Below are 26,249 nucleotides of genomic sequence, written 5' to 3'. Positions count from 1 at the left end.
CCAAGCCGTGATGGTTTTCTTAATGTAATTGCTGTTTTTGAAAACTACTTTGCAAAAAAATACAGTGTGTTTTACCAAGCGCAGCGCAGCGAGATATTTCATTTAACTGTGCTTCACTATAGTGAGCATTAGAAAGTATTATCGCAGAGCAGGTACCTTTTAATAGTGTATTTTTTATATGCGCTAAGCTGACCTGCACTTTACTTGCATTTACTTTTAATATTTTATTCGGGTTAATTTTGCCCATAGTTGATAACTTTTCAAGTGAATCATGCTCAGGATTAATCATTAAAATCCACTTGCTATCATGGTGATGGTTTTGACATATATCGCGGTAAGTTTCAGTTAAATCAAATGTGTCATTAACCCGCACTATATTACACCAAGACTTAGCAGGTGATACTTTATAGGCGAAAGCCATATTAGAATTTGCAGTTAGGTTATTGTTATTATTAATTAATTTCAGCTTGTTAACGTTATTCATCATGTAAACCTCGATATACTGTATGGATATACAGTATCGGTGTTTTGTTGTAACTTCAAGCACTATTTGTAAATTTTTACATAATAGTGATCAGCAACTAGTTGGTTTATCAGCGCGACTGAGTTGCTACTTGTCATTGGATAGCTTACGTTATGGCAAATATTAGCGTTTAGTGTTGGTTGTTAATATTATCGTGTGAGCATTAAGTGCCTTGGTTGATATTGATAGTTGTCATGAGGCAATCACTTAAAGCAATGCTTGTTTGATTTTCAAGTACTGTGCTAGCGTAGCGCTGAAGTTTCCGTAACATAATTAGGCAGCAGTTAGCAACTGAGCTTGTTGCTGTTTGCTGTGCTTTAAGTGTTGGCAGTTGCGTTAGCAGAAGAACCATGAACAGCAACTAGCGCCAATAGTGGCTGAGATGATAACCGTGTTCTTTGTCGTTAGGATTTTTAGTTTATGAACAGAAAAGTAATACTATGCCAGCAGGCACTTTGGTTGTTGTTTGCTTGCTCAATGTTGATATTTGCTTTAGGTATTAGTTGGCAAATTAATAAACATGCTAATTTCCTATATGGTTATTGGTATCAGGTATTAGCGATTGAAACGGTTGTCAGTAAACATGTACCAGTTAATAGTCAAGGCAAAAAAGACTTTCCGGTCAATAATGCCAACCTTGCTGAAAAAATGTTTGCCGATATCGTAACCGCGATACATCAATCTGGTCGTGGCTTAGCTGAAATAAGTTATCGCAATGATAAAGGTTTAACGGGTAAATTTTTAACTAATAGTGAAGTGATACATTTACAGGATGTAGCTAATTTAATTGATGGTTTAACTTCGCTTTGGCGCTTTAATTTATTAATTTTAGTTTTATTACTAACGGCCTATATTAAAACTGCGATCGCTAGCAATATTAAAAATAGCGGCAATGATAACCAAGCAATAAATAGCCTCTGGCGTATGCCAAGTGGTAAGCAAAAGTTCGTCACTTTGCTAGTTGTTGTAGCGCTGATCACTATTATCTTGATGACTTGGGGTTTTACACAGGTATTTTATTATTTGCACACCGTGGTTTTTCCTGAGCAGCATCAATGGTTCTTTTATTACCAAGATTCTTTAATGGCCGCTATTATGAAAGCACCGGATATTTTTGCCGTTATTGCGGCTCAGTTGTTAATGGTTGGCATGGTTTTAATATTGGCGCTCGACTTTGCGGTTAGCCGTTGGCAAAAAAGTATAGCAAAAACTAAACGTTAATAACTTAGCTCACCATTAAGTATTGTGGTTATTTAATTGTGCAATAATGTCGGCTTTCGATTTACTAGCAAATGTGTCGGCAATATTATCACTAATGAATAATGAAGCTTTTAAGGATATTTTTTTCAGAATTTCAGCATCCGCCGTTTGCCAATGCGTTATAATTTTTGTGCGTTCACAGCAAATTACACCTAACGGAAGGTAATCTTTTTTAAAGGTAACGTCTAATAATGAGTAGATGTCATAGTTTGTAAAATAAGCCGATGTAAAGCTTTCAGTATTAGCGTGTGTTCGAGCGTCTGCGGCGATTAAAAATTCATTGGCTAATATATGTGCAAAATAGGCTGGATGATCTTGAGCTGATAAGACTTCGCCTTGTGTTTGCACTGAGCGTTCATCTAAGCACTTTAGTGCCACTAATTCAGTATTATTATTAAAAAATAGCCAAATACTGACCCGATCACAGGTCGGCACCGCTAACTTGACAGCCTTACAAATTTTTAACAGCTTATCATTGAGCGACGTTCTCGGGTTACTTAAGTAAACAGACAGATTGGTTAGAAGGTCCACATGCAGCATCAAACAGGTAAAAGTGGCTTAATTATAAACCCTAAATATAGTTTTTGTCATTAAATTAAATTAATAAAAAACAAGAGTTTGGGTTTAAAGTCATTATTTATTTAATTGAGACAACTCGTCAATGCGAGCTTGGGTTAGTTTGATGTAGCACTTTTTATAGGCGATAGCCGCCGCTTGTGTTGAGGCCAGGCTAAGGTATTGCCATCGACAGCTATCTTCGCGGTATTTTGTAAAGCTTCGCTGAGCACGTTTAAAAATCTTTAACGCACCACGACGACCCGTTTCAGCGGCTAACGCTTCTAACAAAAATTGTTGATTATTCAGCCAGGTTTTTAGTTCTTGATCTACTTTTGATTGCAAAGTATCGAGGCAACTTGATGCTTGAGCAGGGGAAACGTTTTCCTGTTCACAATTGGGTTGCCTAACCTCGGCTTTGAGCATTGCCGGCATAATGAGTATGAGGCTGATCAGGAGGGCTTTACGATACCGTGCAATCATGATTTTGATAAACCTGTTAGGCTGGTAGAACTTTTTTATAGGGTTTAACGGTGACACTTTTGTAAACCCCAGCTGCAATATAAGGGTCTTGTTCGGCCCATTGTTGCGCTGCCGATAAGTTGTCAAATTCTGCAATGATCAGTGAGCCAGTAAAGCCGGCAGTACCTGGGTTTTCGCTATCTATGGCAGGGCAAGGGCCAGCCACTAATAACCTGCCTTGATCTTGTAAAGTGTGTAATCGCGCTAAGTGATTTTCTCGAACGTTCATACGCAAGGGTAAACTATTTTTAACATCTTCACTGTAGATAAGATATAACATGATAATACTCTGTTTTGGATAAATTTAAGTAAATGCTAGTTAGCTTAGTGTTTGTATTTACTTTTCTTTTTTCTGTTCGTCGGGCATATATTTATATAATGACAGTACCGAGCCAATAGCAAAAATAAAAGTCATGGCGGTTAAACCAAAGACTTTAAAGTTAACCCAGGTTTCTAAACTAAAGTTAAACGCTATATACCAATTGAGAAAGCCACAAAGTGCGAAAAATAACGCCCAAGCTAAGTTTAAATTGTTCCAAATTTTTTCGGGCAAGGTCAGGGCTTCACCTAAAAACTCTTTAATGATGTTTTTGTTAAATACCGTTTGGCTGACAATTAACACGAACGCAAAAATGCCTTGAATAATCGTTACTTTCCACTTTAAAAATGTGTCGTCATGTAAAAAAATAGTCAGACCGCCAAAAATGACGATTAAGGCAAAAAAGATCAAGTTTCTTTTCGGTATCGGTTGTTTTTTTATCAAAAAATAAATCAGTTGCACAGCAGAGGCAACAATCAGTGAGGCGGTAGCCCAATAAATATCAGCAAATTTATAAGCTACAAAAAAAATAACTAACGGAATGTATTCTAGAAAGGCGTGCATAATATCAATATCAAAAATTATAATATGTCGATTCTATCCAAAGCTACGCCATAGTCAAAACTATTTGTTGCGTTATGCCATTAAAATAATAACAATTTTGAAAGTCATTGCAGCGCCAAAGGCGGTAGGGTGCTCAACGTTAGCAAAGCCTCCCCATGGCTAATCTTGGCCTTTGGGGTCGTTGTTGTGCTATTAAAAAGAGAAGGTCAGCACAATGTACTGACCTTAATTAAAACATAGACCTTAGGCTTGTTGGTAACCAAATGGGTCGTCAATAGAATATGATGGCTCGGTAAACCATTTGGCGCCAGTGTCAGTCATGTAGAAGTGATCTTCTAAACGTACACCAAATTCACCTGGTAATACCAACATAGGTTCATTAGAAAAACACATACCTTTGACCAATGGCGTTCTGTCACTACGCACTAAATAAGGCCACTCATGAATGTCCAATCCGATCCCATGTCCTGTTCTATGCGGACAGCCAGGCGTTTCATAATCAGGACCTAAATTTTGACTGGCCAGATAATCACGAGCAGCCACATCAACATCGCCACAAGCAACACCAATATTGGCGGCATCAAACGCGGCTTTTTGTGCCATTTTTTCAACAAGCCACATCTCACGTTGACGTTGATTTGGCTCACCAAAGACATAGGTACGGGTAATGTCTGAATTATAGCCCTCTACCTGACAGCCGGTATCGATTAATACAATGTCATTTTCTGCTAATGTTTTTGGATTTTTAACACCATGTGGGTAGGAAGAGTCTTCACCAAATAACACAATGCAAAAATATGAACCGCTCGTAGCACCGACTTTGCGGTGTGCTTGGTCAATAAAGTCAGTAACTTCTTGCGTGGTTATACCGACATGTAAAATACGCGCTACCGCTTTATGCACCTCCATGGTCATATTTTTTGCTTGTTGTAACAAGGCTATTTCGCTGTCAGATTTTACCGTTCGACAACCGGCAGTGACACACTTGGCATCAACAAGCTCAAAATCAGGCGCTGCTTGTTTAATACCATCAGCAATGAAAAATGCCGTCGACTCATCTATCGCTAAGCGACCTGAGTGGATACCTAGCTCGGCAAGTGTTTGCTGTACTAACAAATACGGGCTTTCGTGCTCTTGCCAGCCTTTAATGTCGCCAGTAATAGTCATAAATTGCTTTAGGGTGTTGACTTCAAAAAATGGCGCAATATATTTGATTTCACCTTGCTGTGGAATGATCGCGCCCACCAAGCGCTCACTTGCATACCAGCGTGTACCTGTAAAATAATAGAGGTTTGTGCCCGCATCAATGTAGGTGGCATCAATATTATTTTCAGCCATGATAGCCTGTGCTTTTGCGATGCGCTGTTTAAATTCTGACGCTGTTATCGCTTGCACTTGGCCAGTCATGTTGACGAGTTTGTCAAGTTCAATTTCTGCGGTAGAGCCGCCGACACCTATGGTCATAATCTTTCCTTATTAAGTTCAACGAATATTTGTATATTTTATACAAAAAAGTGCGTTATGTATGCTGTTTATTTAATTTTGTTGTTACTAAAAATTAAATTAATTGTATCTGATTAAATTAATGAACATATCTACCCTAAAATATCACTAATTGCGAAATTATTACTATTATTTTGCTAACTAATGATATTTAGCCTTTGTTATTTCCAGTTGATAAATTATCATCTGTAAACATATTCGCTGTTAATAGCAACAGCAATACCTGAAAAAATAGCTAAAAGGTACTTTACCATCTATAGCAGCGCGTTATAACCATTCGCTGTACGATGAGCATAGTGTTAGGTATGAAAAGGTAAAAGCAAAGGGTTAGCATATGTCGGTAGCATTAAAAGGTATTAAAGTAATTGACTTAAGTCGAATTTTGGCAGGGCCGTGGGCATCACAAATGTTGGCGGACATGGGGGCTGAAGTTATTAAAGTCGAACGTCCAAAAAAAGGCGACGATACCCGCCATTGGGGCCCCCCATTTATTAAACCCGCGCAGCATGGGCAGCCCGCTCAAGCCGCTTATTTTCATAGCGCTAATCGCAATAAACAATCCATCGCCATTGATATAACGCAGGCGGCTGGACAGCAAGTAGTTAAAGATTTGATCGCCCATGCTGACGTACTGGTTGAGAACTATAAAGTTGGCGGGCTTGAAAAGTATGGTTTAAGTTATCAACAGATAAAATCAATAAACCCTAAGCTTGTCTATTGCTCAATTACGGGTTTTGGTCAGCAAGGGCCATTTGCGCATAAAGCGGGTTATGACGCGATGATCCAAGGCGAGGGGGGCTTAATGAGTTTAACCGGTGTTAGTGACGGTGAACCGATGAAAGTTGGGGTCGCTGTTGTTGATGTGATGACGGGCTTGTATAGCGCCAATGCCATTTTAGCCGCTTTATTTGCGCGAACACACACGGGGCAAGGCCAACATATAGATATTGCGTTACTAGACGTGCAAGTTGCTACCTTGGCAAATCAAGGAATGAATTATTTAGCCACGGGTGAAAACCCAACGCGACTAGGCAATGGTCATCCTAATATAGTGCCGTATCAAACATTTGCTACCAATGATGGTAGCCTGATTTTGGCTATAGGTAATGATCATCAGTTTGAAAAATTTTGCAATGCCGCCGGCTGTGCTGAATTAGCCAATAATGCATTATATCAAAGCAATCAGCAGCGGGTAGAAAACCGAGCAACCCTGATCCCTGTATTAGCCAACATATTGGCGCAAAAAAGTACGGAATATTGGGTCAAAACTTTAGAATCAATTGCAGTACCTTGTGGCCCCGTCAATAACTTAGACCAGGTATTTTCCCACCCGCAAGTGCAATATCGTGACATGGTGCAGCAGGTACCCGATCACGCAGGCGTTATGATCAAAACGATAGCCTCACCCATTAATTTATCTGCAACGCCATTACAATACAAACATGCCGCCCCCAATATTGGCCAACATACTGAGCAAGTGCTAAAGCAGTTTCTAAATTATGACGATGCACAGGTTAATGCGCTTTTTAAAAATCATATTGTTGAGACCTAAAACCGTGAAACAGTCGAACTAGCGCGTCTATGCCACTGACAGCAAACGCGCTAGCCTGATTACACGACAATTAAAAGGTAGTAACAGCACTTTTAAGGCATTACAGCAGTAATAAGCTCCCCAAACCTAAAAAGACAACGAAGCCAAAAATATCGGTAATTGTTGTTAAGATCACTGCGCCTGACAATGCAGGGTCAATATTAAGTTTATTTAATAAAGCGGGGATCATCACGCCTGATGTCGCGGCGATGAGTAAATTGAATAAGATCGCCATCGCAATGACCAAGCTTAACACTAGGCTATCAAACCATAAAAATGTGATGCTGCCAATCACCAAAGACCAAATAACCCCATTGAGGGCGCTAACTTTTAACTCCTTGTGCAATAGCACTTTTCTATTTTGCTCCGTTATTTGCCCTAACGCTAAACCGCGCACAATCACAGTTAATGTTTGACTACCAGAAACACCTCCCATCGACGCGACAACAGGCATTAATACCGCTAAGGCCACCACTTGTTGCAGTGTTGCTTCAAAAAGCCCGATAAACCATGATGCTAAAAAAGCGGTAACTAAATTAACACCAAGCCAAATACCACGGTTTTTAGCGCTACTGCTAACGCTTGAAAATAACTCTTCATCGGTACTTAAACCGGCGGCATTATTGATTTGCTCGGTTTGTAACTCTTGCTTAACTTCATACGCGGTGGCAACGGTAAAGCGGCCCAAAAAATGTTCGTTTTCATCAACAATAGGCAACGACATTTTGCCTGACAAAATAACAGCATCAGCGGCGGCGCTGAGCTCACCACTGGCTTTAAGGCGCGGTGCTTCTGGACAAAAAAGCGCGCTTAAGCGCGTGTCATTATCACTTTGCAATAAGCGGTTTATTGCTAGGATACCTGTTAATACGCCGTCTTTATTAACCACATAAAAGTCTTCGGTGTAAGGCGCTAACCCCTTTTCTAATAACAGCTTAGCACTGCTGACTTTAAGTTTTTCTGATATCCGCACATAATTGTAGTCGAGCCAATGTCCAACGGCGTCCGTGCTAAATTGTTGGGCTTGTTGATAAAGTTTGCGCTGTGAGTCATCTAAACATTTAATCGCATACTTTAAGAGCCTGCTGGGTATTTCTTCTGCAATTTCAATTACTTCATCAACATCTAATTGCGAAAGTAGATCAAAACATTCATCATCACTTAGTAGGGTAATTAAGTGGCCTCGGGTAGCTTGTCCCATATCAACAAACGCGGCTCTTTGCATGGCTGTTGGAAAAGTCGTCCAAACATCCAAGCGTTTATTTTGCGGCAGTGCTTCAATCAGCAGAGCAAACTGATCTGGCGCTAAGGTATCATTTGCACTCTGCATAATTGTCGCTATTTCATTGGCACTTTCTGCCGTGATAATATCGTCAATAACGAGAGATAATTTATCCGTGAAGTTTTCTAACATCTATGTTTCCTTAGCGATTTGATGATTGCCTATTGTTGAATATGCGCTTAGCACTCTTAGTAACCTTTTCAGCTGTTTAAAGCAGTCACTGCTTATCACTTTTTGTACCACAAGCGCTTGCAAATGATGGCTAAACCAATGATTAACAAGCCACTACAGTAAATTTAGGCGTTTTAGGGCGTATACTTTAAAAGTTGAGTTAATTTATTCGTACTAACCTTGTTAAGTGTATTACAATCGAGGTTAGGTAAGCTAATTTTAACCAGCATTAATAACAAATTTTCGTTTAGTGAATGCGCTAAGCCGTTGGTAAAACCCTAGCAATAAAGCATTAGGCTGCATTGCGCGAAAGTGAGAGACTGACATGATAAAATCAATGTTGATATCCGCAAACCGTGAAACTGTCATCGGTGGTCCTGAGTTAATTGCGAGTTGGCAAGCAGACGAGCAGTCAACATTGTGGCTTGATCTTGATAACCTAGATTTAGCACAAGAAAAAAAAATATTGACAGAGTTTAATTGCCATCCGCTCGCGATAGCAGATGCGCAAGGAGAGCGACACCCACCTAAAATCGAGCTATTTAAAGATTATATTTTTATACTTTATCGCGGTTTGGTTGCCAATGATGAAAGTTTACGATTTGGCCATTTACCCATTAGCATGTTTATAGGTAAACGATTACTGATCACCCGTCATGCGCAAAGTTCGTTAGCAATCAATGAACTCTTTAATGCTAATAGTGAAAAATTTCTTAAACGAAGCCCAGTGCATATGGCGTTACGACTTTTTCATCGCAGTTGTGGATTTTATTTAGAAGAGCTTTTTACTTTTGAAGAGGAGCTCGAAAAAATAGAGGACGCGTTTCAATTAAGCGGCAACGACCATATGATGAAGCAAATAACCCTCTATCGCTCACAATTGGTAAAAATTAGACGGACATTTAATTATCATGTCAATATCGGCGACACGTTAAGGGTCTTGGTAGACGACGAGGATACTGACTTAATAACCGACAAAGAAAACCATAGTGTTAACGATTTACGCGAACGGCTAGATCGCTTATTAAGCTTGTCACAAATGTATTATGATATCTGTGGTGACCTCATCAACGGCTATATGTCGGTTACATCACATCAACTCAATGCCACGATGCGGGTGTTGACAGTGATCACTGCCTTATTTGTGCCCTTAACCTTTCTCGCCGGTATTTATGGTATGAACTTTGAAAACATTCCTGAACTAAAAGCCGAATATGGTTACTTTATTTTATTAGCACTCATGATGCTGATTTCAATTGTATTATTAATAGTGTTTAAAAAGAAACGTTGGCTATAGTCACGCATTAGCGAAGCAAGTAAGACTAACAGGCATATCAGCTTTTAAGCTCAGCTTTAAAAAATCGAAGACGCAATGTTTTTGGCCGTTACTTCGGTTAACGAGCCACAAACTCATGCTGTTAGATCTGCTAATATAGCCGCGCGATTTTTTGCAGTGAGTAAGCTTGTCATTATAAAGGCGGTTTAAATTGATGGAAAGCAATTGAAAACAGTGAAATGTATAACAATGCTGCGATTATTTTGTCTACTTAATATCATGCTATTAACATTTTATTGTTGGCAAGTTTCAGCGCAAACGAATCAGCAGCAAGATGGCACTTATATTAAGGTCCTTGGCGTCGATGCAGCCATTAAGCGCAATATTTTACGTCACCTTAACAGTCATGAAAACGTCATCCCTCTGTCGTTATTAGGGCTTCCGCAAGCCGATACTGTTATCTTACGCAAAGCCAGTAGCGCGTTACAAGCACTTGGCTATTATCAGCCTAAACTTGCTCTGAGTGAGGATGAACAGGGTAAAGTACTTACCATAGAGTTGCAGTCAGCAGTGCGGTGGCATCAGGTTAATATCGAACTCAATTGCGCCGCACACCTAACTGCGATAGCCGATTTAATTGATAGACACCCATTTAAACAAGGCATGGTCATCAATCATGGTCAATATAGTGATTTTAAAAATACGCTGCAGCGTCAAGCCCAAGCGTCAGGGCTATTAAATGCGTCATTTGCGCGAAGTGCCCTCAATATAGATATTGCCCAATCTCAGGCCAATGTTGACTGGCAGTTTAATTGTGGCGCCCAGTATCGAATCGGTAAGATTACTATTTCAGGTACCGTACTTTCGCATGATTTGATCTCGAGTTACCTTAATATTCAAGCGGGACAAGCGTATAACCAAGCCGATATTATTGCCAGTCAACAAGCGTTAAATCGTGCTGGCTTTTTTAAATCTATCATTGTTGAGCAACAGACAGATGCTGAGGCGCAAACAGTAGATATAACAATCTCAATTCATGATAGCGACAAGTATGAATTAAAAACCCTACTCGGATATGGCACAGACAGTGGCGGTAAGCTGGGCTTAAGTTGGCGTGACCGAAGGGTCAACGATAGGGCGCACCAATATGTGGCCGCTATGGAGCTTAATAACCTCAGGCTTGATAACGCAGATATTTTCGCTAGCGTTCAATACCAAATACCCCTTGCTAAAGCCAATAATAAGTGGATTAATCAGGCCAGTTTTCAGATCAAAAATGAGGAAATTGGTCGGAGTAAAACCTTTACCTTAGAATCGCTATTAGCAAAGAAACTTAATCCGTATTGGTTTAGTCAGTGGTCAATTGTGGCAGCACAAGAGCAATTGCAAACTGATGCCGATATAGTTAGTAGTTTTGAATATATAGTACCGTCTTGGCAAATTAATTATTACAGTGTCACTGAGCCATTTTCTGCAATAGAAGGCTGGCGTTGGCAAAGTACTATTCGTTTCAGTAGTCAGGAGTTGAGTAATCCATCAATCGCGTTTTTACAAACCGACCAACGCATTAAACGTATTTGGGCGCTAGACGAACAATGGCGACTATTGGCACGGGCGCGTTTTGGGGCAACTTGGATGCGCAGCGAAGACTTTAACCGATTTATGCCATCTAATTACCGCTTTTTTGCCGGTGGTGATGTCTCAGTTCGCGGTTATAAACACCAAAGCCTGTCCCCTGTGGTCGAAAATATCGCCTTAGGGGGTAAGCACTTATTTTCTTCAGGCCTTGAGCTTGATTATTTGTTTAAAGACAATTTACGCTGGGCTTTATTTGCCGATCAAGGTAATGCATTTAATAATTGGCGAGACTGGAAGTTGTATCGCGCCATAGGCACGGGTGTGCGCTGGATAACGCCAGTGGGTGCTATTCGCTTAGATATCGCCAAAGCGCTTGATGGAAACAAAGCATGGCGAGTGCATGTGACCATAGGGCCAGACTTATGATGCATGTCTTAGCAAAAATAAAATTAAAATGGCTGAGCCTAGTAACTGCTGCATTTGTGGCGATGGTGTTTATGTTTTTGTCCTGGCTTTATTATACCGAAGCTGGCTTACATTGGTTAAGTGCGCGTATTAGTCAGTTTCAGCCCACAGCTATGAGTATGGGTAACGTCAGTGGCACATTAAATTCGGGTTTGCACTTAAACACGTTATCTTGGCAAAGTCAGGAGCAAACACTACAAGTGCAAGGGCTGACGCTAAACTGTCAGTGGTTACAATTGCTTAGTGGCAAACTTTCTTGCTCGCGCCTTAACTTATCAAGCGTAAAAGTGGCTAATCAGCGAACGGCTGAACCTGACAATACGCAACCCGAGTTACCAGCCCTACCTAGCATAAATCTACCCATCGCCATTGATATTAAACAACTCGACATTGACGAGTTTAGCTATTTAAACAGTACCGCTGCGCAGCAAGATGAATATCAACTTAATAATATAAGCTTGCAAAACTTAGCGCTTAACGGTAGCAAAGCTAAGATCAAGCAGTTAACGTTTAACTTTGCTGAGCACCAACTAGCCGTTGCAGGTGATGTGACGATGAAAAAAAAATGGCCACATCAGCTTAAGATTGACGTGTCGGGCCCCCAGTTAGTTGCAAAATTGACGTCAACTGGGGCTATTAAAACCTCGGCGCAATTACGCGTACAACTACAGACGCCAATACAAGCTTCACTGCGTAGTAACTGGTCTTACCAAAAAGGCTTACATTTAAATCAAGGGGGGTTCGAGGCAGAAAAACAGCAGTTGAGACTCAATAACCATACGCTTGAATTTGCTAAAACAACGGGCAGTTTCTCGCTGAACTGGCCAAGTTTAACCTCAAAGTTACAGACTCAGGCGAATTGGCCAGCATTAGAGAATATACAGCTAACACTATCGAGTAAGGTTGATAACGTTTTAGCGTGGCAGGCGAGCTCAGCTGTGGCTTTGCAGCTCTCAAGTCAACTTAAATCAAGTACATTATTATCCTACATACAGCAAGTGATGCCGACGTTTGTTGATGAGCATGCTAAACCAACCCAAACCTATCTACCACTATGGCTAGATTTGCAGTTAGGCATTGACAATGCGCAGCTAAACTTAACAAGCCGTCAAATACAATTGGCAGAGCTTAGCGCGTCAGTGCAAGCTCAAATGCCGTTAGCAGCAAAACACTTACAACAATTATCGATAACAGGGCAGTTAAATGGCGCTGAATTTCGCTTAACAAAAGATCTTTTCCTGCAAGCACTCAATAGTCGTTGGCAAATAAATAATCAACAGGGACAGTGGTTTTTATCTACTCAAGGGCAAGTTAAGCACTTACACAGTGCAAACGTGAGCGCAAAAGATATGGCTTGGGACTTTGCTTTTAAGCGGCAATGGCAGGCTTTATTGCAAGCTGCTTCAGTGAAAATGGCGCAGTTAACCCTTGAGCAAGCGCAGTTGCGTTTACAAGGCGAAGCAGCCGATCATCACCTTAACATTAACGCCAAGCTCGCTGATAAAACCCCCATGACCTTAAGCTTTAACGGCCAGCTGCGCAACCAAGAAAGCAAGGCTTTTCATCTGAACGACGATTTTGCTAACGCGCATTGGTATCTTAACGACTTTAGCCTTCAAACGACAACCCAAACAAAACCGTTGCGGATAACAGCCGATGCTGTGCAGATCAGTGCGACAAAGCAGGTGATTGATAACCTTTGTTTAAATAGCGGTGGAGAGTTGTGCCTTAGTGGCAGGCACGAGCACAGACAATGGCAAGCAAAATTTGATGCTAAGCAGTGGCAGTTATCGCCAATTGTAACCCAGTTACGCAACTGGCAAACCCTATTGCCGGCTTTGCCTGACAATCTGCCGCAAACAATTCAAGGGGCGGTATCGGGCCAATTACAATTAAGTGGCTCAGAGCAGCATATAGCAAAGTTAGAGGTTGCGTTAGCGATCCCCGACTTTACATGGCAAAGCGCAGAGTTTACCGCGGCTGTGCAAGAGCTTCAAATCAACAATACCCCTAAGCAAGAGCACATAAGCTTATTACTGCAATGGCAAGGGCTGCAAAGTCAGCTTAGCTTTATTGATCTGCAGCCAGAGTTAACTTTGCCGTCAGGGGAGTTGCAGCTATCGTTAGCACAGGATCAAAGCATAAGCTTTAATGTGCAGCAAAAGAATATTGCCTTGCGAGTTGCTGATATCGAGCTAAGCCATAAACTGCCGACGCTTAGCGAGCAGAAAGTGATAGAGTTATTAACTTTACAGGGGCAATGGCAAGCGCAACGCTTAAGTACTGCCTTGGCCTTACATTTGCCGTTGCAAGATAAGTTAACGGCACAGCTAAGTACCGATTGGCCAATAACCGATAGTGCCGCATTGGCGGGCCAGGTGTCATTACGCATGCAACAATTTGACTGGTTAACGTCATGGCAAAAACGTCTTGATGCGCTTGAACTTAGTGTTATGCAAGACTTCGCTATTACGGGAACCTGGGCACAGCCTAAGTTGGTGGGTGCTGGCGAGATTAATATTAAGCAGTTAGTCGTTGAAGAATATGGCTTAGATATAAGCGACAGTACAATTAGCTTAACGAGCGAGCAAGATATCATCCGCCTTAATGGCACCTTAAAAAACCCGCAAGGCACCTTAACTTTGACAGGGCAAACTAAGCTTTCACAGCCTTTATCGGCGCAGTTAGCGCTCGTTGGCCAAGATGTCACCTTAGTCAATAATAGCGATAATCAATTGATTGTCTCGCCTAACTTACACGCCCGTTATCAAGAACAGCACCTCGACATCGATGGCCATATCCGGGTTGATAAAGCCAATATTAATGTTTCATCTTTACCTAAGCCAGCAATTACCGTATCTGAAGATCAAATTGTTATTGATGAGCGAGCTTTAACGCCAATTGATAACCCATTAGATTATCGCGTTTCCGTCACTATCGCAGCTGGCGAGCAAGTAAAAATTAGTGGCTTTGGCTTAACGAGTGAGATCCACGGCAATTTAGCGTCGTTGTTTGAGACAGGAAAACCCTTGATATTAAATGGTACATTGGAGCTAAAAGCGGGCAAGTTTCAAGCATATAAACAAACACTGATCATAGAGCAAGGACAATTGTTGTTTCTTGGCAGCGCAGAAAACCCCAGTATCCAATTTAAGGCAGTTCGACAACTCGATGATGTTAAGGTTGGTCTTATCGCCGACGGCACTATTTATCAGCCCAAGTTAACCTTATTTTCTGAGCCAAGCATGGCCGATGAAAATATATTAGCACTATTAATAACTGGCCGAAATCTATCCTCGTTATCACAACAAGAAGGCAACGCGCTCACCAGTGCCGCCATCAGTTTAGGTGTGGAAAGCGCGAATATTGCCGTACAAAAAATTGCCGATAAACTGGGTCTAAAAGACGTGGCTTTTACCAGTAAAAGTGGAGATGGAGGCAATAGTACCCGCCTTGATATAGCGGCAAAAATTAATGATAGATTACAAGTGGGTTATGGCACTAACATAGATTCTGATAATCGCTTGCAGGCCGGTTGGAACATAGAGTACCGCTTATCACCTAATATTTCATTTGAAGCCAATAGTGGCGAAGAAATTAGCGCTAACATCAACTATAAAAAGCAGTTTTCATCCTCTAAAGAAAAAGAAAAAGAAAAAGAAAAAGAAAAAGAGCAATAATGCCAACAAAAGCTGGCCGAGTGTTCGCGGTAAATGTTGTTAACCGGCTAGACGATTAACAACGCTTTTTCAGTTGCAGCCTTAACGGTTTTGATATCAGTTATGTTTCTTATGTCATTTATAGATAATGTTAAAAGTTAACTATTGCAAGCTCCTTGCTCACCATGACATAACCGTCGTTCGTGTCAAACAATACAGCATGATGTCAGATTAAGCCGTATTGATTAGCACCATATCCACACTATTATGACTTAGCAAGGCGGAAATGGTTGAACCATTAAGCCATTTGGCAATAATACTGTGTTTGCGCGCACCGAGTACCATGACATCAATTTTATGCGCAGTGACATACTGTATTAATGCCTGTTCTGGTATACCGCGTATAAAGGCTAATAATGCTTTTGGGTACTTTATTTGGCTTGCAAAACGATACACTTGTTCAACATGTAAAGCCTCTATTTGCTTTTCGTATTCAATCGCTAACGGCGGGATATGTATGGCGTGCAATAAAGTTGCCTCGATATGTTTACTGGATGCACACCAAAGCCGCATAAATTTGACCACGCTATATGCGGCTTTATTTTCAGGATCATCTTCATGAAATGGGTCGATGGCGCCAATTGCTTGACCTTGCGATAGCCAGGGCGTTTGGTTGAAAATAAACACCGTACCTTGATAATGATTTAGGTAGTGTTGATCCGCGCCACTTAAGCCAGTTTTCGCTTTGATAATGACCCTTGACTCCGTATTCTTAGCTTTGCTATCCACCATCTCTGACCAATATTTATCTTGGCATAGATAAACGGTACTCGTAGGAAAATGTTGCTTAATTTTGCTTTCTACTTGTTTGATTTGCTTATCAATATTAATTTGCAAGCTGTGAGAAACATCGGCTAAATCATCATTAATGTAGTGCCGTTCAAAAAAGCCTTGATATGAATGCAGATACCAAACAAGCTCCGCAGCGAGTTTTTTTTGTAAACAGGAGATTTTTGTAATACTTGCATGAGTGACGGTTAACTCGGATAAAACAATATGCAATCTTGTCATAGCGGCTCCTTTTAAGACACGTTAAATTAGGCTAAACAATGCACTAGCTGCGTTTTCAGTATAGACAAGTGTATGCAGATAACCTAGCTCACATTAACAAGCCCATTATCTTGCAACAAAATAACAACTCGCTAATTAATAACGCTTTTAAAGCAAAATAAGGCTGGAGTTTCAAGTTTCATTCTTGCAAAGCAACAAAGCGTCTACAGAGAGATAAGTTACGCACTTGCACCGTATTGCGTATTAGCGCAAACGTATTGTTTTGTCAGAAACATTACGCTAGCGGTAACACAGGATTAATGCCTTTATTGCCATTATTAACTAACGTTTAAGCTAACATGTGTTAGCAAAGCATAGGGTTAATTATAACACTTTTGCCTCAATGGTTTTTACATCTAAGGGCTTAGAAAAATAATAGCCTTGCATGCGTTGAATGTTAAGCTGCTGGCATAAGAGCATACTTTCGGTGTTTTCAATACCTTCAGCGACTATGTTTAAGTCTAGCGAATGCAACATAGCGGCTAGCCCTTTTATTAAAGCTAAAGTTTTCGTTTCATGGCAAACAAACATCAGCGACTGATCTAACTTTACGGTATCGATTGGAAAGTTTTGCAAATGTGCTACCGAAGAAAAGCCACTGCCAAAGTCATCAAGTGCAATACGACAGCCTAGCTTATTTAGTTCGCTCATAAACGCTATACTTTGATTGTCATGCTCAAGTAACGCGGTTTCGGTGAGTTCAAATTCAATTAGCCTTGCTGGAAACTGATATGTATCAATAACGGTTTTAATAAAGTCAATTAAAGAGCTATCACTTAGCTGCAAGGCTGATAAATTAATTGAAACGGAAAGGGTTTTATTATGCTTTGCATTCCAATAAGCCACTTGCGCTATTGCTTGGGTTATTACCCAGCGACCTAACTCAAAAATAACGCGCGAGCACTCTGCAATCTCGATAAAGCTATCAGGAAACAGTAGTGTATTTTGAAAGTTCCAACGAATAAGCGCTTCAAAGCCAATGACCTGTTTGCCATCGGTTGGGTATACGGGTTGGTAATGTAGCACAAACTCATTACGCTTTAGGGCGCCCAGTAAATTAGCCTCAATTTGATAGCGTTCGATAAACTTTGCTTGCATTTCTTCGGCAAAATAACAAATTTGGTTTCTACCGAGTTTTTTCGCCCGATACATGGCAATATCGGCATATTTAAGGAGCTCTTGGCCATTAACGCTGTTATCAGGATAAATAGCTATGCCAATACTGGCAGATATTTTGATGTCAATGCCAGCAACATTGCAAGTTTTATCAATACTATTAAGAATACGTTTAGTGACGCGAGTAGCGTTATCTAAGGTGCGTAAATTATTTAATATAATGGCAAATTCATCACCACCTAAACGGGCAAAAATTTCGTTACCGCGTAAACATGCGCGAACACTATTGGCTACCTGTTTTAGTAATTGATCGCCAATATTGTGGCCGTGCGTATCATTAACGTATTTAAAATTATCAAGATCAAATAAAATTAGCGCCAGTTTTTCATCATGGCGTGGCTGTTGAGTAATATTTAAGCTTAGAGCTTCTTCAAAAGCATAGCGATTTGCTAAGCCAGTTAGCACATCAAGCTCGGCTAGTTTTTTTGCTTCTTGGTAACTATTTTGCAACTTTTGCTCTAACTCAAAGCGGGCTTGTGATTGCAGTATTACGCGTTGTAATCTTGACTCAGTTACTTCAGATTTTAACAAAAAGTCTTGCGCGCCGGCTCTGATGCACTCCAATGCTTACTCAGGCTCTTCAGAGTTACTGAGCATAACAATCGCAACATTCTGTTCAAATGAGGCGTTGCGTAACGCTAGCAGTAGCTCGATGCCATCTCGTTGCGGCATGCGGTAATCTAACAGCACCATATCAAACGACTGCGACGCAAATGCGGCGAGGCCTTTATCAACCGAGTCAGTTTCTACAAAGCGCCAAGCGATTGTAGCTTTTTGTAACGTCCTTTTAATGTGTTCACGATCTACAATATCGTCGTCGACAATTAAAATATTCAGCGTTTTGCCCTCTATCGCTTGCTTAAAATAAACTATTAGTACTTTACTATTGCTCCGGAAGTAGCGCGATTTTCCAGTAGCCTTTCAGCATTTTGACAATGTCTAAAAATTCTTCACCAACTTGGTCTTTAATAAAGTAGCCGGCAATATTTTTCTGGTAACTGGCGGCGATATCTTCATCAGACTTTGATGTGGTTAAGATAAAAATAGTACTTTGCGCTAGATTTTCATCGGCGCGAACTTGCTCTAAAAACTCTAAGCCATTCATGCGCGGCATTTGTAAGTCTAATAAAATGATAAAAGGCGATGGCACCGCACCGCTGCGTAGCATTTGCAAGCCTTCAACCCCGTCATGGGCCCTAATTATCGGATTGCTCAGTTTCATTTTTTCAAAAGAGCGGGTGATAGACATAGCATCGACATCATCATCTTCTATCAAAAATAAGGAGACTTCTTTTTTTTCTACTGTCATCTTGCTTCACTTATGCGTTTTGTTTGGCATTGTTAGCTATTGGCCATAAAATGACAATAGTAGTGCCGTTAATACCATCGGAATTAATCGTTAAACTACCGCCATAATGTTCAACCGTTTTTTTCGAGAGCGCTAATCCCATGCCACTGCCTTCTACTTTATCTCGCGGCTGTAGGGTTTGAAACATCTCTAGGGCTTTATCAAAGAGCTCACTGGGTATACCTGGCCCATCATCTTCAATACTAATGTGGTGCATACCTGGGTCCATTTGATAGCGAATCTTGATGTGGCCGCTTGCTTTGTCGTGATGTTTAATAGCATTGGAGAGTACATTGCGTAAGATAATTTCAAATGGGATTTGCGGCAGACAAATGGTTTGTTTTTCAACTGACAAAGTAAAGTTAGCAGGGTGATCTAATAAGTTAAAAATAGCTTGTGCGATTTCAGCAAGATCAAACTCGTTAGCTTGATGATCTTTACGGCCGATGCGGGAATAATCAAGCAGATCATCTAATAAGTTGTTCATTCTTTCGCTGCGATTATTGAGCAAAGCTAAGTGTTCCTTAGAGCTATCAGGTAAAATATCTTCGCAGTCTTCATTGAGCCAGCCGACAAGTTTTCGTATCGCATTTAACGGGGACTTTAAATCATGTGACGCCACATAAGCGAACTGTTCAAGATCTTGATTGGATTTTTTCAAACGTTGACTGTTGATTTTTAACTCGCGTGTCACTCTATCAGCGTACGCCAATGCCTGTTGGTTTGCTTTTGAAAGGAAGCTAAACAAAGCAAACAGTAACAAGTTAATGATCACACCAGCGATTAAAATAAAGTAAGGCTTATTTGAGGCTGAGTCAGCGCGAAACTCAAGGTTAGAGCTAATATTAAACTCCCACACTCGACCATATAAATTGACCTTGAATTTATCTTTAAATAATGGCTTAGGGTCAATCATATCGGCATCTTGGTTATCTTTATCATGGTATAAATGCTGGCCATTATCAGTGATTTCTATGGTGACGTGGCGTCTATCAACCGCTAAGGTTCCCGAGATTAATTTATACATGATAAAGGGCGCATAGCTGACACCTGTAATAGCTTGTCGGCGCGCCGCAACCGTATCTTCAATGAGTAAATTATTATAAAACGGGGCGTAAAAAAGGAAGCCGGGGGTTTTTTTGGCATCTTGCACTAAGGTAATAGGACCTGTTAGTTGTGCTAGGCCGGTATCTCGCGCTTGTTTAATTGCACTGTATCTGTTGTTTTCAAACGCGACATCTAAACCCACCGCTTGCTGATTCGAAAGTACAGGTTCAATATAAGTAATTGGCCATAGCTCGGCTTCGTTATGCTGTGGATGAATCGTAAAATTAGGTCGGTCGACTTGTTGGGCGCGAATAAAGCTATCTTGTTGTTCGCGTTGAATGTTGAAAATTATGCCAATACCATTAATGCTGGGGTACTTTTTTTCTAATTGTAAACTATTACTATAACGTTGCCACTGTCGATTATTGGGGGCATTACCATTGGCATCTATATGAGCAACAGCTCCCCAAAGCGCATTTTCGTATACCAACATACGCTCTTTGACTAACTCGATGACTTGTAAAGACTCTCGTTGAAAACGCTCGGCAATATTTTTATTGTGTTGCTCATTTGCTAAATACCAAGCCCCAAGCGTTAATACGGCTGAAAGCGCTAATACCAACCAATGAATACCATGAAGTTGACTGGCGTCAATTAACTTTTGACGTTCAATATTAATATCCTTTGATGGCTTAGCAAAATCTATCATTCGTTCCGTCTCTTAGCTAATGTTAAAGGTTTGCCGACATCGCGCTCAACAAGCTTGCGCCATACTATACACAAAACCGTTAATATTTATCGACTTAGCTTTGGGTAAACTCACTTAGCCTGAGCCCATGGGCAGAGGGTAATGCACAGTGCTTTATCAAAACTCAAGTTTAAAAAGGTTTTATTAAGTCATTAATATCTTTGTTGATATCATTAACAATCTCACATAACTCTATGCAATTTCAAGCAATTATTTAATGTCTAAGGTAAGTTATTGATAGTTGCTATTGCTTTTTTGTTTATGCATATGGCAAAAATGGCAGCCATGCACGCATAGATAGCTAGAGTTATATCACTCGTAACAACATTGCTGTATAGGCTTAGGAGGTTTTGGGGGTGATTAGCAAAATGCAATGTACTGCAAATTAAGTTATTAAGACCTAACTCTGTCATTAAATTATTTGATTAGATTAACGAAATTAAAGCGTTTGCGGCCAAGCTAGCAAGGCTTATAATGAACCTTATTGTTAATATTTTTGAGTAAAATAATGAAAATCAAATTTGTACTGCTAAATAATTTAGTTCATGTTGTATTTTTCACCTTAGCTTTATTGGTGTCGGCGAGCGTTTTTGCCGACGCTGAGTCAGCAAAAAATAAAGTTACCAGTGTTTTTACGCAAGTTGAGTCGTCATTAGTGGCATTAAAACGCCAACAGGCGCTAACTAAAACGAATATAAGAGCAGTGCTTGAGCAATATTTATTGCCTGAGGTTGAAGCGCGCTATTTTACCTATAAAGTACTGAATAAAAACCTAGCAAAAGTGCCGGACGCACTTAGGGCGGACTTTACTCATGAATTATCAGTACAACTCATTAATACTTATAGTAATTTATTAACTAAATATAATAACGAAACCCTAACTATAGGTACCAGTACATTATCTAATAGTGGTAAACTGGCCATGGTTAATATCACTATTGAGGGTAAAACCACTACCAACAATGCTGTGGTAAAGTTATTGCGCAGTAACACAAACGATTGGCTATTTTTTGATATTGAGATCGAGGGTATTAGTTTGCTACAAACAAAACAGGGTGAAATAAACGCTAGTTTTAGCCGCTTAGGGGTTGAAGGAACACTAGCACATCTAAAGAAAATAAATGCCAATGCCGTTAGCGACTAAAACCGTATTGTAGCAAGCATTCAGTTAGCAAATTTAGACAACAGATAAGGCCAATATTATTTTTACTTTCAGCAATATTCTTGAATTTTTATGGCAGCATAAATTCGTACTAACCATAGCGTTTATTTTTGTTTTTTTTGCCGTTAAAGCGATAACGGTGCGGTTTATCAAACGTAAAGCTAAGCAAAACAAGCGATTACAAATTAACATGGTTAACAATATATTTACCCTGTTAGTGATAGTATTGATCTTTAATATTTGGTCTGATGAAATTCAAGAGTTTGCTTTTTCAATTGCGGCATTTATTGTTGCTATTGTGTTAGCAACACGCGAGTTTATTCAGTGCTTCATTGGCTTTATTTACATTATCTCAAGTCGACCATTTCGTATTGGCGACTGGATACAAGTGGGGCAGCATTATGGCGAAGTACACTCTAATGACTGGGCAAAGCTGACCTTATTAGAAGTCAATAAACTTGATTATCACTATACGGGTAAAACCTTGTATGTACCCAATAGCCAATTAATTACCTCGGTTATTAAAAATCTGAACTTTTTAAAGCGTTATGCTATGCATCACTTTACTATCGTGCGTGATGACAGCGTTAACCCTTTTCTTTTTCTCGAGACCTTGCACGATAAAGCCAACTTGTACTGCGCTGAGTTTAAAGAAGTGGCGATTCGTTATAACCAATTAATTGAAAATCGTTTAGATATTACTATTGCCGGTCCAGAGCCACATATTCAAATATCTACCTCTGATATAGGTGACACTCAAGTAGCGTTTTCGATTTTTTGCCCAACCGAAAAAGCACTGGAAATAGAGCAAAAGCTAACGGCAGACTTTATGCAGTTATGGTTTGAAAACAAAGCCACTACTGTGGCGCAAAATAACACTAGCAGCTAATGCCAGCCGCGGTTCGTATTGAAAGGCTGCCAACGCAATAGTGGTTTTAGTTTTTGTTTATTGTTAATGAGCCATCAAGGTGGATGTCACGTTGCGGAAATGCCACCACAATTTTGTGCTCGGCAAATAATTCATCTAAACGAAAACGCACCTTGCTTTTGGCAACTCGTAAACCACTTTCAGCTTGTGAGCTGATCCAGAAGGTAACTTGAAATATTAGGGCACTGTCGCCAAAATCGTCAAAAGTTACCACGGGCTTAGGGTGGGCTAGGGTTTCTTCTTGCTCAATGGTCGCCTGCATAATAAGCTCAGCCACTTTTTTCGCAGGTGAGCCATAAGCAACACCGACCGTTACTGAACATCTGACATACGGATCTACTAAGGTCCAGTTAACTACGGTATTTTCTAATAATTTACTGTTAGGAATCAATAAATGAACACCATCAACGCGCTTAATACGAGTTGAGCGCGTATTGATTTCTTCGACTAGGCCTTTAGTACTTTCTACTTCTAAAAAATCGCCAATGCGAATTGGTCGCTCCCACATTAAAATCCAGCCACTAATGAAGTTATTAATAATATTTTGTGCGCCAAAGCCAAAACCTATGGCGATGGCACCAGATAAAAAGGCAAAAGCAGCAATCGGCACGTTCATAAAATCTAAAATGCTGATAATGATTACTGTGATTGATAAGACATAAACAATTCGCTGAATTAAATGGATAGCGTTGGGATCGGTATTTTGTTTGGTTAAGCGCTTACTGATAAATTTAGTTAGCCATTTAGTTAGCAGTAAACCTATGAATATTAATACTGGGATAAAAAGAATATCACCTAAGGTGATGGCTTGTCCTGAAACCTTGACAACTTGATAGTTAAGAAGCTCGGTTAGTTGAGCTAGGGCCAATTTAAAGTCAATAGTCATAAAATTGCCTTGTTATCTGCCTAGCTGCTAAGCGTGACTTGAATTTTACTCAAGCATGTCACGATTAGCAGCTCGCATCGTTTATGAATTGATAAATACTTTTGATGGGTCGACAAGGAATCTGTCACCAATAGCCTCGCGGCCAAATAGCATTAGATAACTCATATCAGATCGATCCGTTAGTGTGATTTCAATGTTCCAAAGTTCATCACCTAACTTTACTGGTGTCGATATTACATAGCGTTGCTCAGAGGTGCCATTTGACGATTTAACGCGTCTAATGTCATGAATAGGTGCCTGACATGAGACAATATTTTTAACATTATGGACATCTGGATGCAGATCAAATGTTACCATGCGCTTACCGTCTTTCTTAATCTTCGCTATATTGTCGACATGTAGCGATGAAGTTTTAGCGCCAGTATCTACACGTACTTGTAAATCACTTATTGCTAACTCAGGTAGAGCGATTGACTCTAACCGACCTATGATTGCTTTTGTTGTCATATGAGCTTACCTTTATACGTTATTATCAGGTAGTAGTGTGTCCTGAGCATTTTCTATTTGCTCGACAATCTCTTTATCATCTTCCTCAAAATAGGCGATATGAAACATAGCCTCGCCTTCTTGCACTAAAGGAATGTTTTGTTGGCCAATTAATATGCCAGATCTAATGGCGGTAACCACATTAATAATGTCACCATACGGGCTACCAATATCGGCTAAGATATCGCCTTTTTTGACCCTGTCACCCAAACGCACACGATGATTAACAATACCACTGGCATTAGCTCGCAACCATTGACTGCTATTCGCGACAAAAGGCGCAATTAATTTTTTCCGGCTCGACGATTTTCGTACCATGCCCAAGTGCTTTAACACGTTGGTTATGCCTCTGATACCCGCAAGAATAGAAAAATCATCAAAACGTAACGCTTCACCGGCTTCATAAAGCAAGACTTTAGTGTTACTTTTTACCGCAGCTTCTCGCAGTGAACCATCAATAATATTGGAGTTTAGCACCACAGGCACACCAAACACTAACGCCAATTCTTTCGTTTCTTCATCGGATAAGTCGGCACGAATTTGCGGGAAGTTTGAGCGATGAATAGCGCCCGTATGCAAGTCAATGCCGTAATCACAATGTTTGACTATCTCATTTAAGAAAATATGTGCCACCCGTCCTGCCAAAGAACCTTTTGCTGAACCAGGAAAACAGCGATTAAGATCGCGTCTATCCGGCATGTAACGACTTTGGTTAACAACGCCATAAACATTAACCATAGGCACAGCAATGAGCGTACCTCGAATCAGTTTAAAATTCTTTTGGCTAATCAAGCGTCGAATAATTTCTATACCATTTAATTCATCACCGTGCACCGCCGCACTAACAAATATAGTGGGGCCAGGCTTTTTTGCGCGAATAATGTGAACTGGCAAAGAAACGCTAGCATCGGTATAGAGTTTAGCAACGGGTAATTCTATTTTACGTTGTTCACCAGGCAAAATATCAAATTCGCCAATTCGTAATGCATCCATCATTGATTCCTCAATTAGCCCCGACCACGAGTTTTGGTTTGATTTGGTTTGGCATTTTTCTCTAAAAACTTGAAAATCATGCCAGCAACATTTTTCCCAGTGGCTTTTTCAATGCCTTCTAAACCTGGCGAAGAATTGACCTCCATGACCATAGGGCCATTTTGTGAGCGCAGTAAGTCAACACCACACATATTTAGGCCCATGGCTTTTGCTGCTTTTACCGCAGTTTCGCGTTCTTCTTTTGATAACTTTACCACTTCTGCCGAGCCACCACGGTGTAAATTAGAGCGAAACTCCCCTTCAGCACCTTGTCGTTTCATGGCGGCTACCACTTTGCCACCAATGACTAAGCAACGAATATCGGCGCCGCCGGCTTCTTTAATAAATTCTTGTACCAAAATGTTTGCTTTTAACCCCATAAAGGCTTCGATGATGGCCTCGGCCGCTTTGGCGGTATCGGCTAATACAACGCCTATGCCTTGTGTACCTTCGAGTAGTTTGATCACCACAGGCGCGCCACCGACATTTTTAATTAAATCTTTAGCGTTATCAGGTTTATTGGCAAAACCGGTTCGTGGTAAGCCAATGCCTTTACGCGATAATAATTGTAATGAACGTAATTTATCGCGCGAGCGACTAATGGCAACAGATTCATTAATACTAAAAGTCCCCATCATTTCAAATTGTCTTGCCACTGCTGTGCCATAAAAGGTAACAGAAGCGCCAATGCGCGGAATAATAGCATCATACTTAGGCAATTCTTTACCGTGATAACGCACCGTTGAACGACTACTGGTGATATCCATATAGCAATGTAAGGTGTCGATAACATCGACTTCATGGCCCATGGCTTCGCCTGCTTCTTTTAAGCGTTTAGTAGAGTAAAGGTTTTTATTTCTTGATAAGATTGCAACTTTCATAAGATAAGTCCGATATGTTTCACTTTGCTAAATAAAGTGAGTTAAATGTATAGCTAAAGTGTATAGTTAAGACATAAATTTATAAAACGCAATATTTTGCCTAGTTTAATCAAAATA

Annotated in this window: 23 protein-coding genes; 7 read left to right on the top strand and 16 right to left on the bottom strand. The window is 40.3% G+C overall.

Annotated features, from left to right (window positions below):
• Positions 1-19: 19 nt before the first annotated feature.
• Complete coding sequence (locus B6K83_RS11245; protein WP_139175549.1) at positions 20-487, bottom strand: hypothetical protein; 468 nt, start codon at positions 485-487, stop codon at positions 20-22.
• A gap of 456 nt (positions 488-943) precedes the next feature.
• Between B6K83_RS11245 and B6K83_RS11235 the strand changes: the two genes are divergently transcribed.
• Positions 944-1,744 (top strand): lipoprotein intramolecular transacylase Lit, encoded by an 801-nt coding sequence (locus tag B6K83_RS11235; protein WP_085285020.1) that lies wholly within the window; start codon positions 944-946, stop codon positions 1,742-1,744.
• Between the two features lie 15 nt (positions 1,745-1,759).
• Here the strand turns inward: B6K83_RS11235 and B6K83_RS11230 are convergent, their stop codons facing one another.
• The 5 genes from B6K83_RS11230 to B6K83_RS11210 form a co-directional block, all read right to left on the bottom strand.
• Complete coding sequence (locus B6K83_RS11230) at positions 1,760-2,218, bottom strand: GAF domain-containing protein (protein WP_158088345.1); 459 nt, start codon at positions 2,216-2,218, stop codon at positions 1,760-1,762.
• A gap of 198 nt (positions 2,219-2,416) precedes the next feature.
• Positions 2,417-2,821 carry a lysozyme inhibitor LprI family protein gene (locus B6K83_RS11225; RefSeq protein ID WP_085285018.1) on the bottom strand — a complete coding sequence of 135 codons (405 nt, stop codon included), beginning with the start codon at positions 2,819-2,821 and terminating at the stop codon, positions 2,417-2,419.
• Between the two features lie 16 nt (positions 2,822-2,837).
• Positions 2,838-3,140, bottom strand: a complete 303-nt coding sequence (locus tag B6K83_RS11220) for a YciI family protein (protein WP_085285017.1) — start codon at positions 3,138-3,140, stop codon at positions 2,838-2,840.
• 57 nt (positions 3,141-3,197) lie between these two features.
• Positions 3,198-3,743 carry a septation protein A gene (locus B6K83_RS11215; RefSeq protein ID WP_085285016.1) on the bottom strand — a complete coding sequence of 182 codons (546 nt, stop codon included), beginning with the start codon at positions 3,741-3,743 and terminating at the stop codon, positions 3,198-3,200.
• A gap of 243 nt (positions 3,744-3,986) precedes the next feature.
• The gene (locus B6K83_RS11210; RefSeq protein WP_085285015.1) at positions 3,987-5,207 is read right to left on the bottom strand and encodes a M24 family metallopeptidase; all 1,221 of its coding nucleotides are present in this window, start codon (positions 5,205-5,207) and stop codon (positions 3,987-3,989) included.
• 373 nt (positions 5,208-5,580) lie between these two features.
• On the opposite strand from B6K83_RS11210, the gene B6K83_RS11205 reads away from it, so the two are divergent.
• Positions 5,581-6,798: a CaiB/BaiF CoA transferase family protein gene (locus tag B6K83_RS11205; RefSeq protein WP_085285014.1), complete on the top strand. Its 1,218-nt coding sequence runs from the start codon at positions 5,581-5,583 to the stop codon at positions 6,796-6,798.
• Positions 6,799-6,898: 100 nt separating this feature from the next.
• Here the strand turns inward: B6K83_RS11205 and B6K83_RS11200 are convergent, their stop codons facing one another.
• Positions 6,899-8,251: a magnesium transporter gene (locus B6K83_RS11200; RefSeq protein WP_085285013.1), complete on the bottom strand. Its 1,353-nt coding sequence runs from the start codon at positions 8,249-8,251 to the stop codon at positions 6,899-6,901.
• Positions 8,252-8,615: 364 nt separating this feature from the next.
• Between B6K83_RS11200 and B6K83_RS11195 the strand changes: the two genes are divergently transcribed.
• The 3 genes from B6K83_RS11195 (at position 8,616) to B6K83_RS11185 (ending at position 15,289) form a co-directional block, all read left to right on the top strand.
• On the top strand, positions 8,616-9,587 hold the full coding sequence (locus B6K83_RS11195) for a magnesium transporter CorA family protein (protein WP_085285012.1): 972 nt from the start codon (positions 8,616-8,618) through the stop codon (positions 9,585-9,587).
• Positions 9,588-9,845: 258 nt separating this feature from the next.
• On the top strand, positions 9,846-11,570 hold the full coding sequence (locus B6K83_RS11190; RefSeq protein WP_158088344.1) for an autotransporter assembly complex protein TamA: 1,725 nt from the start codon (positions 9,846-9,848) through the stop codon (positions 11,568-11,570).
• Positions 11,567-15,289 carry a translocation/assembly module TamB domain-containing protein gene (locus B6K83_RS11185; RefSeq protein WP_158088343.1) on the top strand — a complete coding sequence of 1,241 codons (3,723 nt, stop codon included), beginning with the start codon at positions 11,567-11,569 and terminating at the stop codon, positions 15,287-15,289. Before B6K83_RS11190 ends, B6K83_RS11185 begins: the two co-directional genes overlap by 4 nt.
• 210 nt (positions 15,290-15,499) lie before the next feature.
• Here B6K83_RS11185 and B6K83_RS11180 read toward each other — a convergent pair whose 3' ends face one another.
• The 5 genes from B6K83_RS11180 to B6K83_RS11165 all read right to left on the bottom strand — a co-directional run bounded on the left by B6K83_RS11180 (position 15,500) and on the right by B6K83_RS11165 (position 20,658).
• Complete coding sequence (locus tag B6K83_RS11180) at positions 15,500-16,339, bottom strand: universal stress protein (RefSeq protein WP_085285009.1); 840 nt, start codon at positions 16,337-16,339, stop codon at positions 15,500-15,502.
• 363 nt (positions 16,340-16,702) lie between these two features.
• Positions 16,703-18,118 carry a putative bifunctional diguanylate cyclase/phosphodiesterase gene (locus B6K83_RS11175; RefSeq protein WP_198951684.1) on the bottom strand — a complete coding sequence of 472 codons (1,416 nt, stop codon included), beginning with the start codon at positions 18,116-18,118 and terminating at the stop codon, positions 16,703-16,705.
• A 3-nt stretch (positions 18,119-18,121) separates the two neighbouring features.
• Positions 18,122-18,379, bottom strand: a complete 258-nt coding sequence (locus B6K83_RS18425; RefSeq protein WP_269844015.1) for a response regulator — start codon at positions 18,377-18,379, stop codon at positions 18,122-18,124.
• A gap of 58 nt (positions 18,380-18,437) precedes the next feature.
• Positions 18,438-18,863 (bottom strand): response regulator, encoded by a 426-nt coding sequence (locus B6K83_RS11170; RefSeq protein WP_085285008.1) that lies wholly within the window; start codon positions 18,861-18,863, stop codon positions 18,438-18,440.
• 10 nt (positions 18,864-18,873) lie between these two features.
• Positions 18,874-20,658, bottom strand: coding sequence for a CHASE domain-containing sensor histidine kinase (locus B6K83_RS11165; RefSeq protein ID WP_085285007.1), 1,785 nt, complete (start codon positions 20,656-20,658; stop codon positions 18,874-18,876).
• A 547-nt stretch (positions 20,659-21,205) separates the two neighbouring features.
• On the opposite strand from B6K83_RS11165, the gene B6K83_RS11160 reads away from it, so the two are divergent.
• A complete protein-coding gene (locus B6K83_RS11160; protein ID WP_085285006.1) occupies positions 21,206-21,841 on the top strand; it encodes an MlaC/ttg2D family ABC transporter substrate-binding protein in 636 nt (211 codons plus the stop codon).
• 157 nt (positions 21,842-21,998) lie between these two features.
• Positions 21,999-22,748, top strand: coding sequence for a mechanosensitive ion channel family protein (locus tag B6K83_RS11155; protein ID WP_233143960.1), 750 nt, complete (start codon positions 21,999-22,001; stop codon positions 22,746-22,748).
• Positions 22,749-22,794: 46 nt separating this feature from the next.
• Here the strand turns inward: B6K83_RS11155 and B6K83_RS11150 are convergent, their stop codons facing one another.
• The 4 genes from B6K83_RS11150 to rimK all read right to left on the bottom strand — a co-directional run bounded on the left by B6K83_RS11150 (position 22,795) and on the right by rimK (position 26,132).
• Positions 22,795-23,673, bottom strand: a complete 879-nt coding sequence (locus tag B6K83_RS11150) for a mechanosensitive ion channel family protein (RefSeq protein ID WP_085285004.1) — start codon at positions 23,671-23,673, stop codon at positions 22,795-22,797.
• An 81-nt stretch (positions 23,674-23,754) separates the two neighbouring features.
• Positions 23,755-24,180 carry an ATP-dependent zinc protease family protein gene (locus tag B6K83_RS11145; protein WP_085285003.1) on the bottom strand — a complete coding sequence of 142 codons (426 nt, stop codon included), beginning with the start codon at positions 24,178-24,180 and terminating at the stop codon, positions 23,755-23,757.
• A gap of 12 nt (positions 24,181-24,192) precedes the next feature.
• Entirely contained in the window at positions 24,193-25,215 is a 1,023-nt protein-coding gene (locus tag B6K83_RS11140) for a succinylglutamate desuccinylase/aspartoacylase family protein (RefSeq protein ID WP_198951683.1), read from the bottom strand.
• 11 nt (positions 25,216-25,226) lie between these two features.
• Complete coding sequence (gene rimK, locus B6K83_RS11135) at positions 25,227-26,132, bottom strand: 30S ribosomal protein S6--L-glutamate ligase (protein ID WP_085285001.1); 906 nt, start codon at positions 26,130-26,132, stop codon at positions 25,227-25,229.
• Between the last annotated feature and the right edge of the window lie 117 nt (positions 26,133-26,249).

Source organism: Colwellia chukchiensis (genome assembly GCF_002104455.1).
Taxonomy (GTDB): domain Bacteria; phylum Pseudomonadota; class Gammaproteobacteria; order Enterobacterales; family Alteromonadaceae; genus Cognaticolwellia; species Cognaticolwellia chukchiensis.
This window is presented reverse-complemented; position numbering and strand designations above follow the sequence as displayed.

Coding starts and splice junctions, on each gene's coding strand:
- B6K83_RS11145 (WP_085285003.1), bottom strand. CDS start 24,180: ATGACAACAAAAGCAATCATAGGTCGGTTAGAGTCAATCGCTCTACCT.
- B6K83_RS11245 (WP_139175549.1), bottom strand. CDS start 487: ATGATGAATAACGTTAACAAGCTGAAATTAATTAATAATAACAATAAC.
- B6K83_RS11235 (WP_085285020.1), top strand. CDS start 944: ATGAACAGAAAAGTAATACTATGCCAGCAGGCACTTTGGTTGTTGTTT.
- B6K83_RS11180 (WP_085285009.1), bottom strand. CDS start 16,339: ATGACAAGATTGCATATTGTTTTATCCGAGTTAACCGTCACTCATGCA.
- B6K83_RS11190 (WP_158088344.1), top strand. CDS start 9,846: ATGCTATTAACATTTTATTGTTGGCAAGTTTCAGCGCAAACGAATCAG.
- B6K83_RS11220 (WP_085285017.1), bottom strand. CDS start 3,140: ATGTTATATCTTATCTACAGTGAAGATGTTAAAAATAGTTTACCCTTG.
- B6K83_RS11160 (WP_085285006.1), top strand. CDS start 21,206: ATGAAAATCAAATTTGTACTGCTAAATAATTTAGTTCATGTTGTATTT.
- B6K83_RS11170 (WP_085285008.1), bottom strand. CDS start 18,863: ATGACAGTAGAAAAAAAAGAAGTCTCCTTATTTTTGATAGAAGATGAT.
- B6K83_RS11200 (WP_085285013.1), bottom strand. CDS start 8,251: ATGTTAGAAAACTTCACGGATAAATTATCTCTCGTTATTGACGATATT.
- B6K83_RS11185 (WP_158088343.1), top strand. CDS start 11,567: ATGATGCATGTCTTAGCAAAAATAAAATTAAAATGGCTGAGCCTAGTA.
- B6K83_RS11205 (WP_085285014.1), top strand. CDS start 5,581: ATGTCGGTAGCATTAAAAGGTATTAAAGTAATTGACTTAAGTCGAATT.
- B6K83_RS11195 (WP_085285012.1), top strand. CDS start 8,616: ATGATAAAATCAATGTTGATATCCGCAAACCGTGAAACTGTCATCGGT.
- B6K83_RS11210 (WP_085285015.1), bottom strand. CDS start 5,207: ATGACCATAGGTGTCGGCGGCTCTACCGCAGAAATTGAACTTGACAAA.
- B6K83_RS11150 (WP_085285004.1), bottom strand. CDS start 23,673: ATGACTATTGACTTTAAATTGGCCCTAGCTCAACTAACCGAGCTTCTT.
- B6K83_RS11165 (WP_085285007.1), bottom strand. CDS start 20,658: ATGATAGATTTTGCTAAGCCATCAAAGGATATTAATATTGAACGTCAA.
- B6K83_RS11140 (WP_198951683.1), bottom strand. CDS start 25,215: ATGATGGATGCATTACGAATTGGCGAATTTGATATTTTGCCTGGTGAA.
- B6K83_RS11215 (WP_085285016.1), bottom strand. CDS start 3,743: ATGCACGCCTTTCTAGAATACATTCCGTTAGTTATTTTTTTTGTAGCT.
- rimK (WP_085285001.1), bottom strand. CDS start 26,132: ATGAAAGTTGCAATCTTATCAAGAAATAAAAACCTTTACTCTACTAAA.
- B6K83_RS11225 (WP_085285018.1), bottom strand. CDS start 2,821: ATGATTGCACGGTATCGTAAAGCCCTCCTGATCAGCCTCATACTCATT.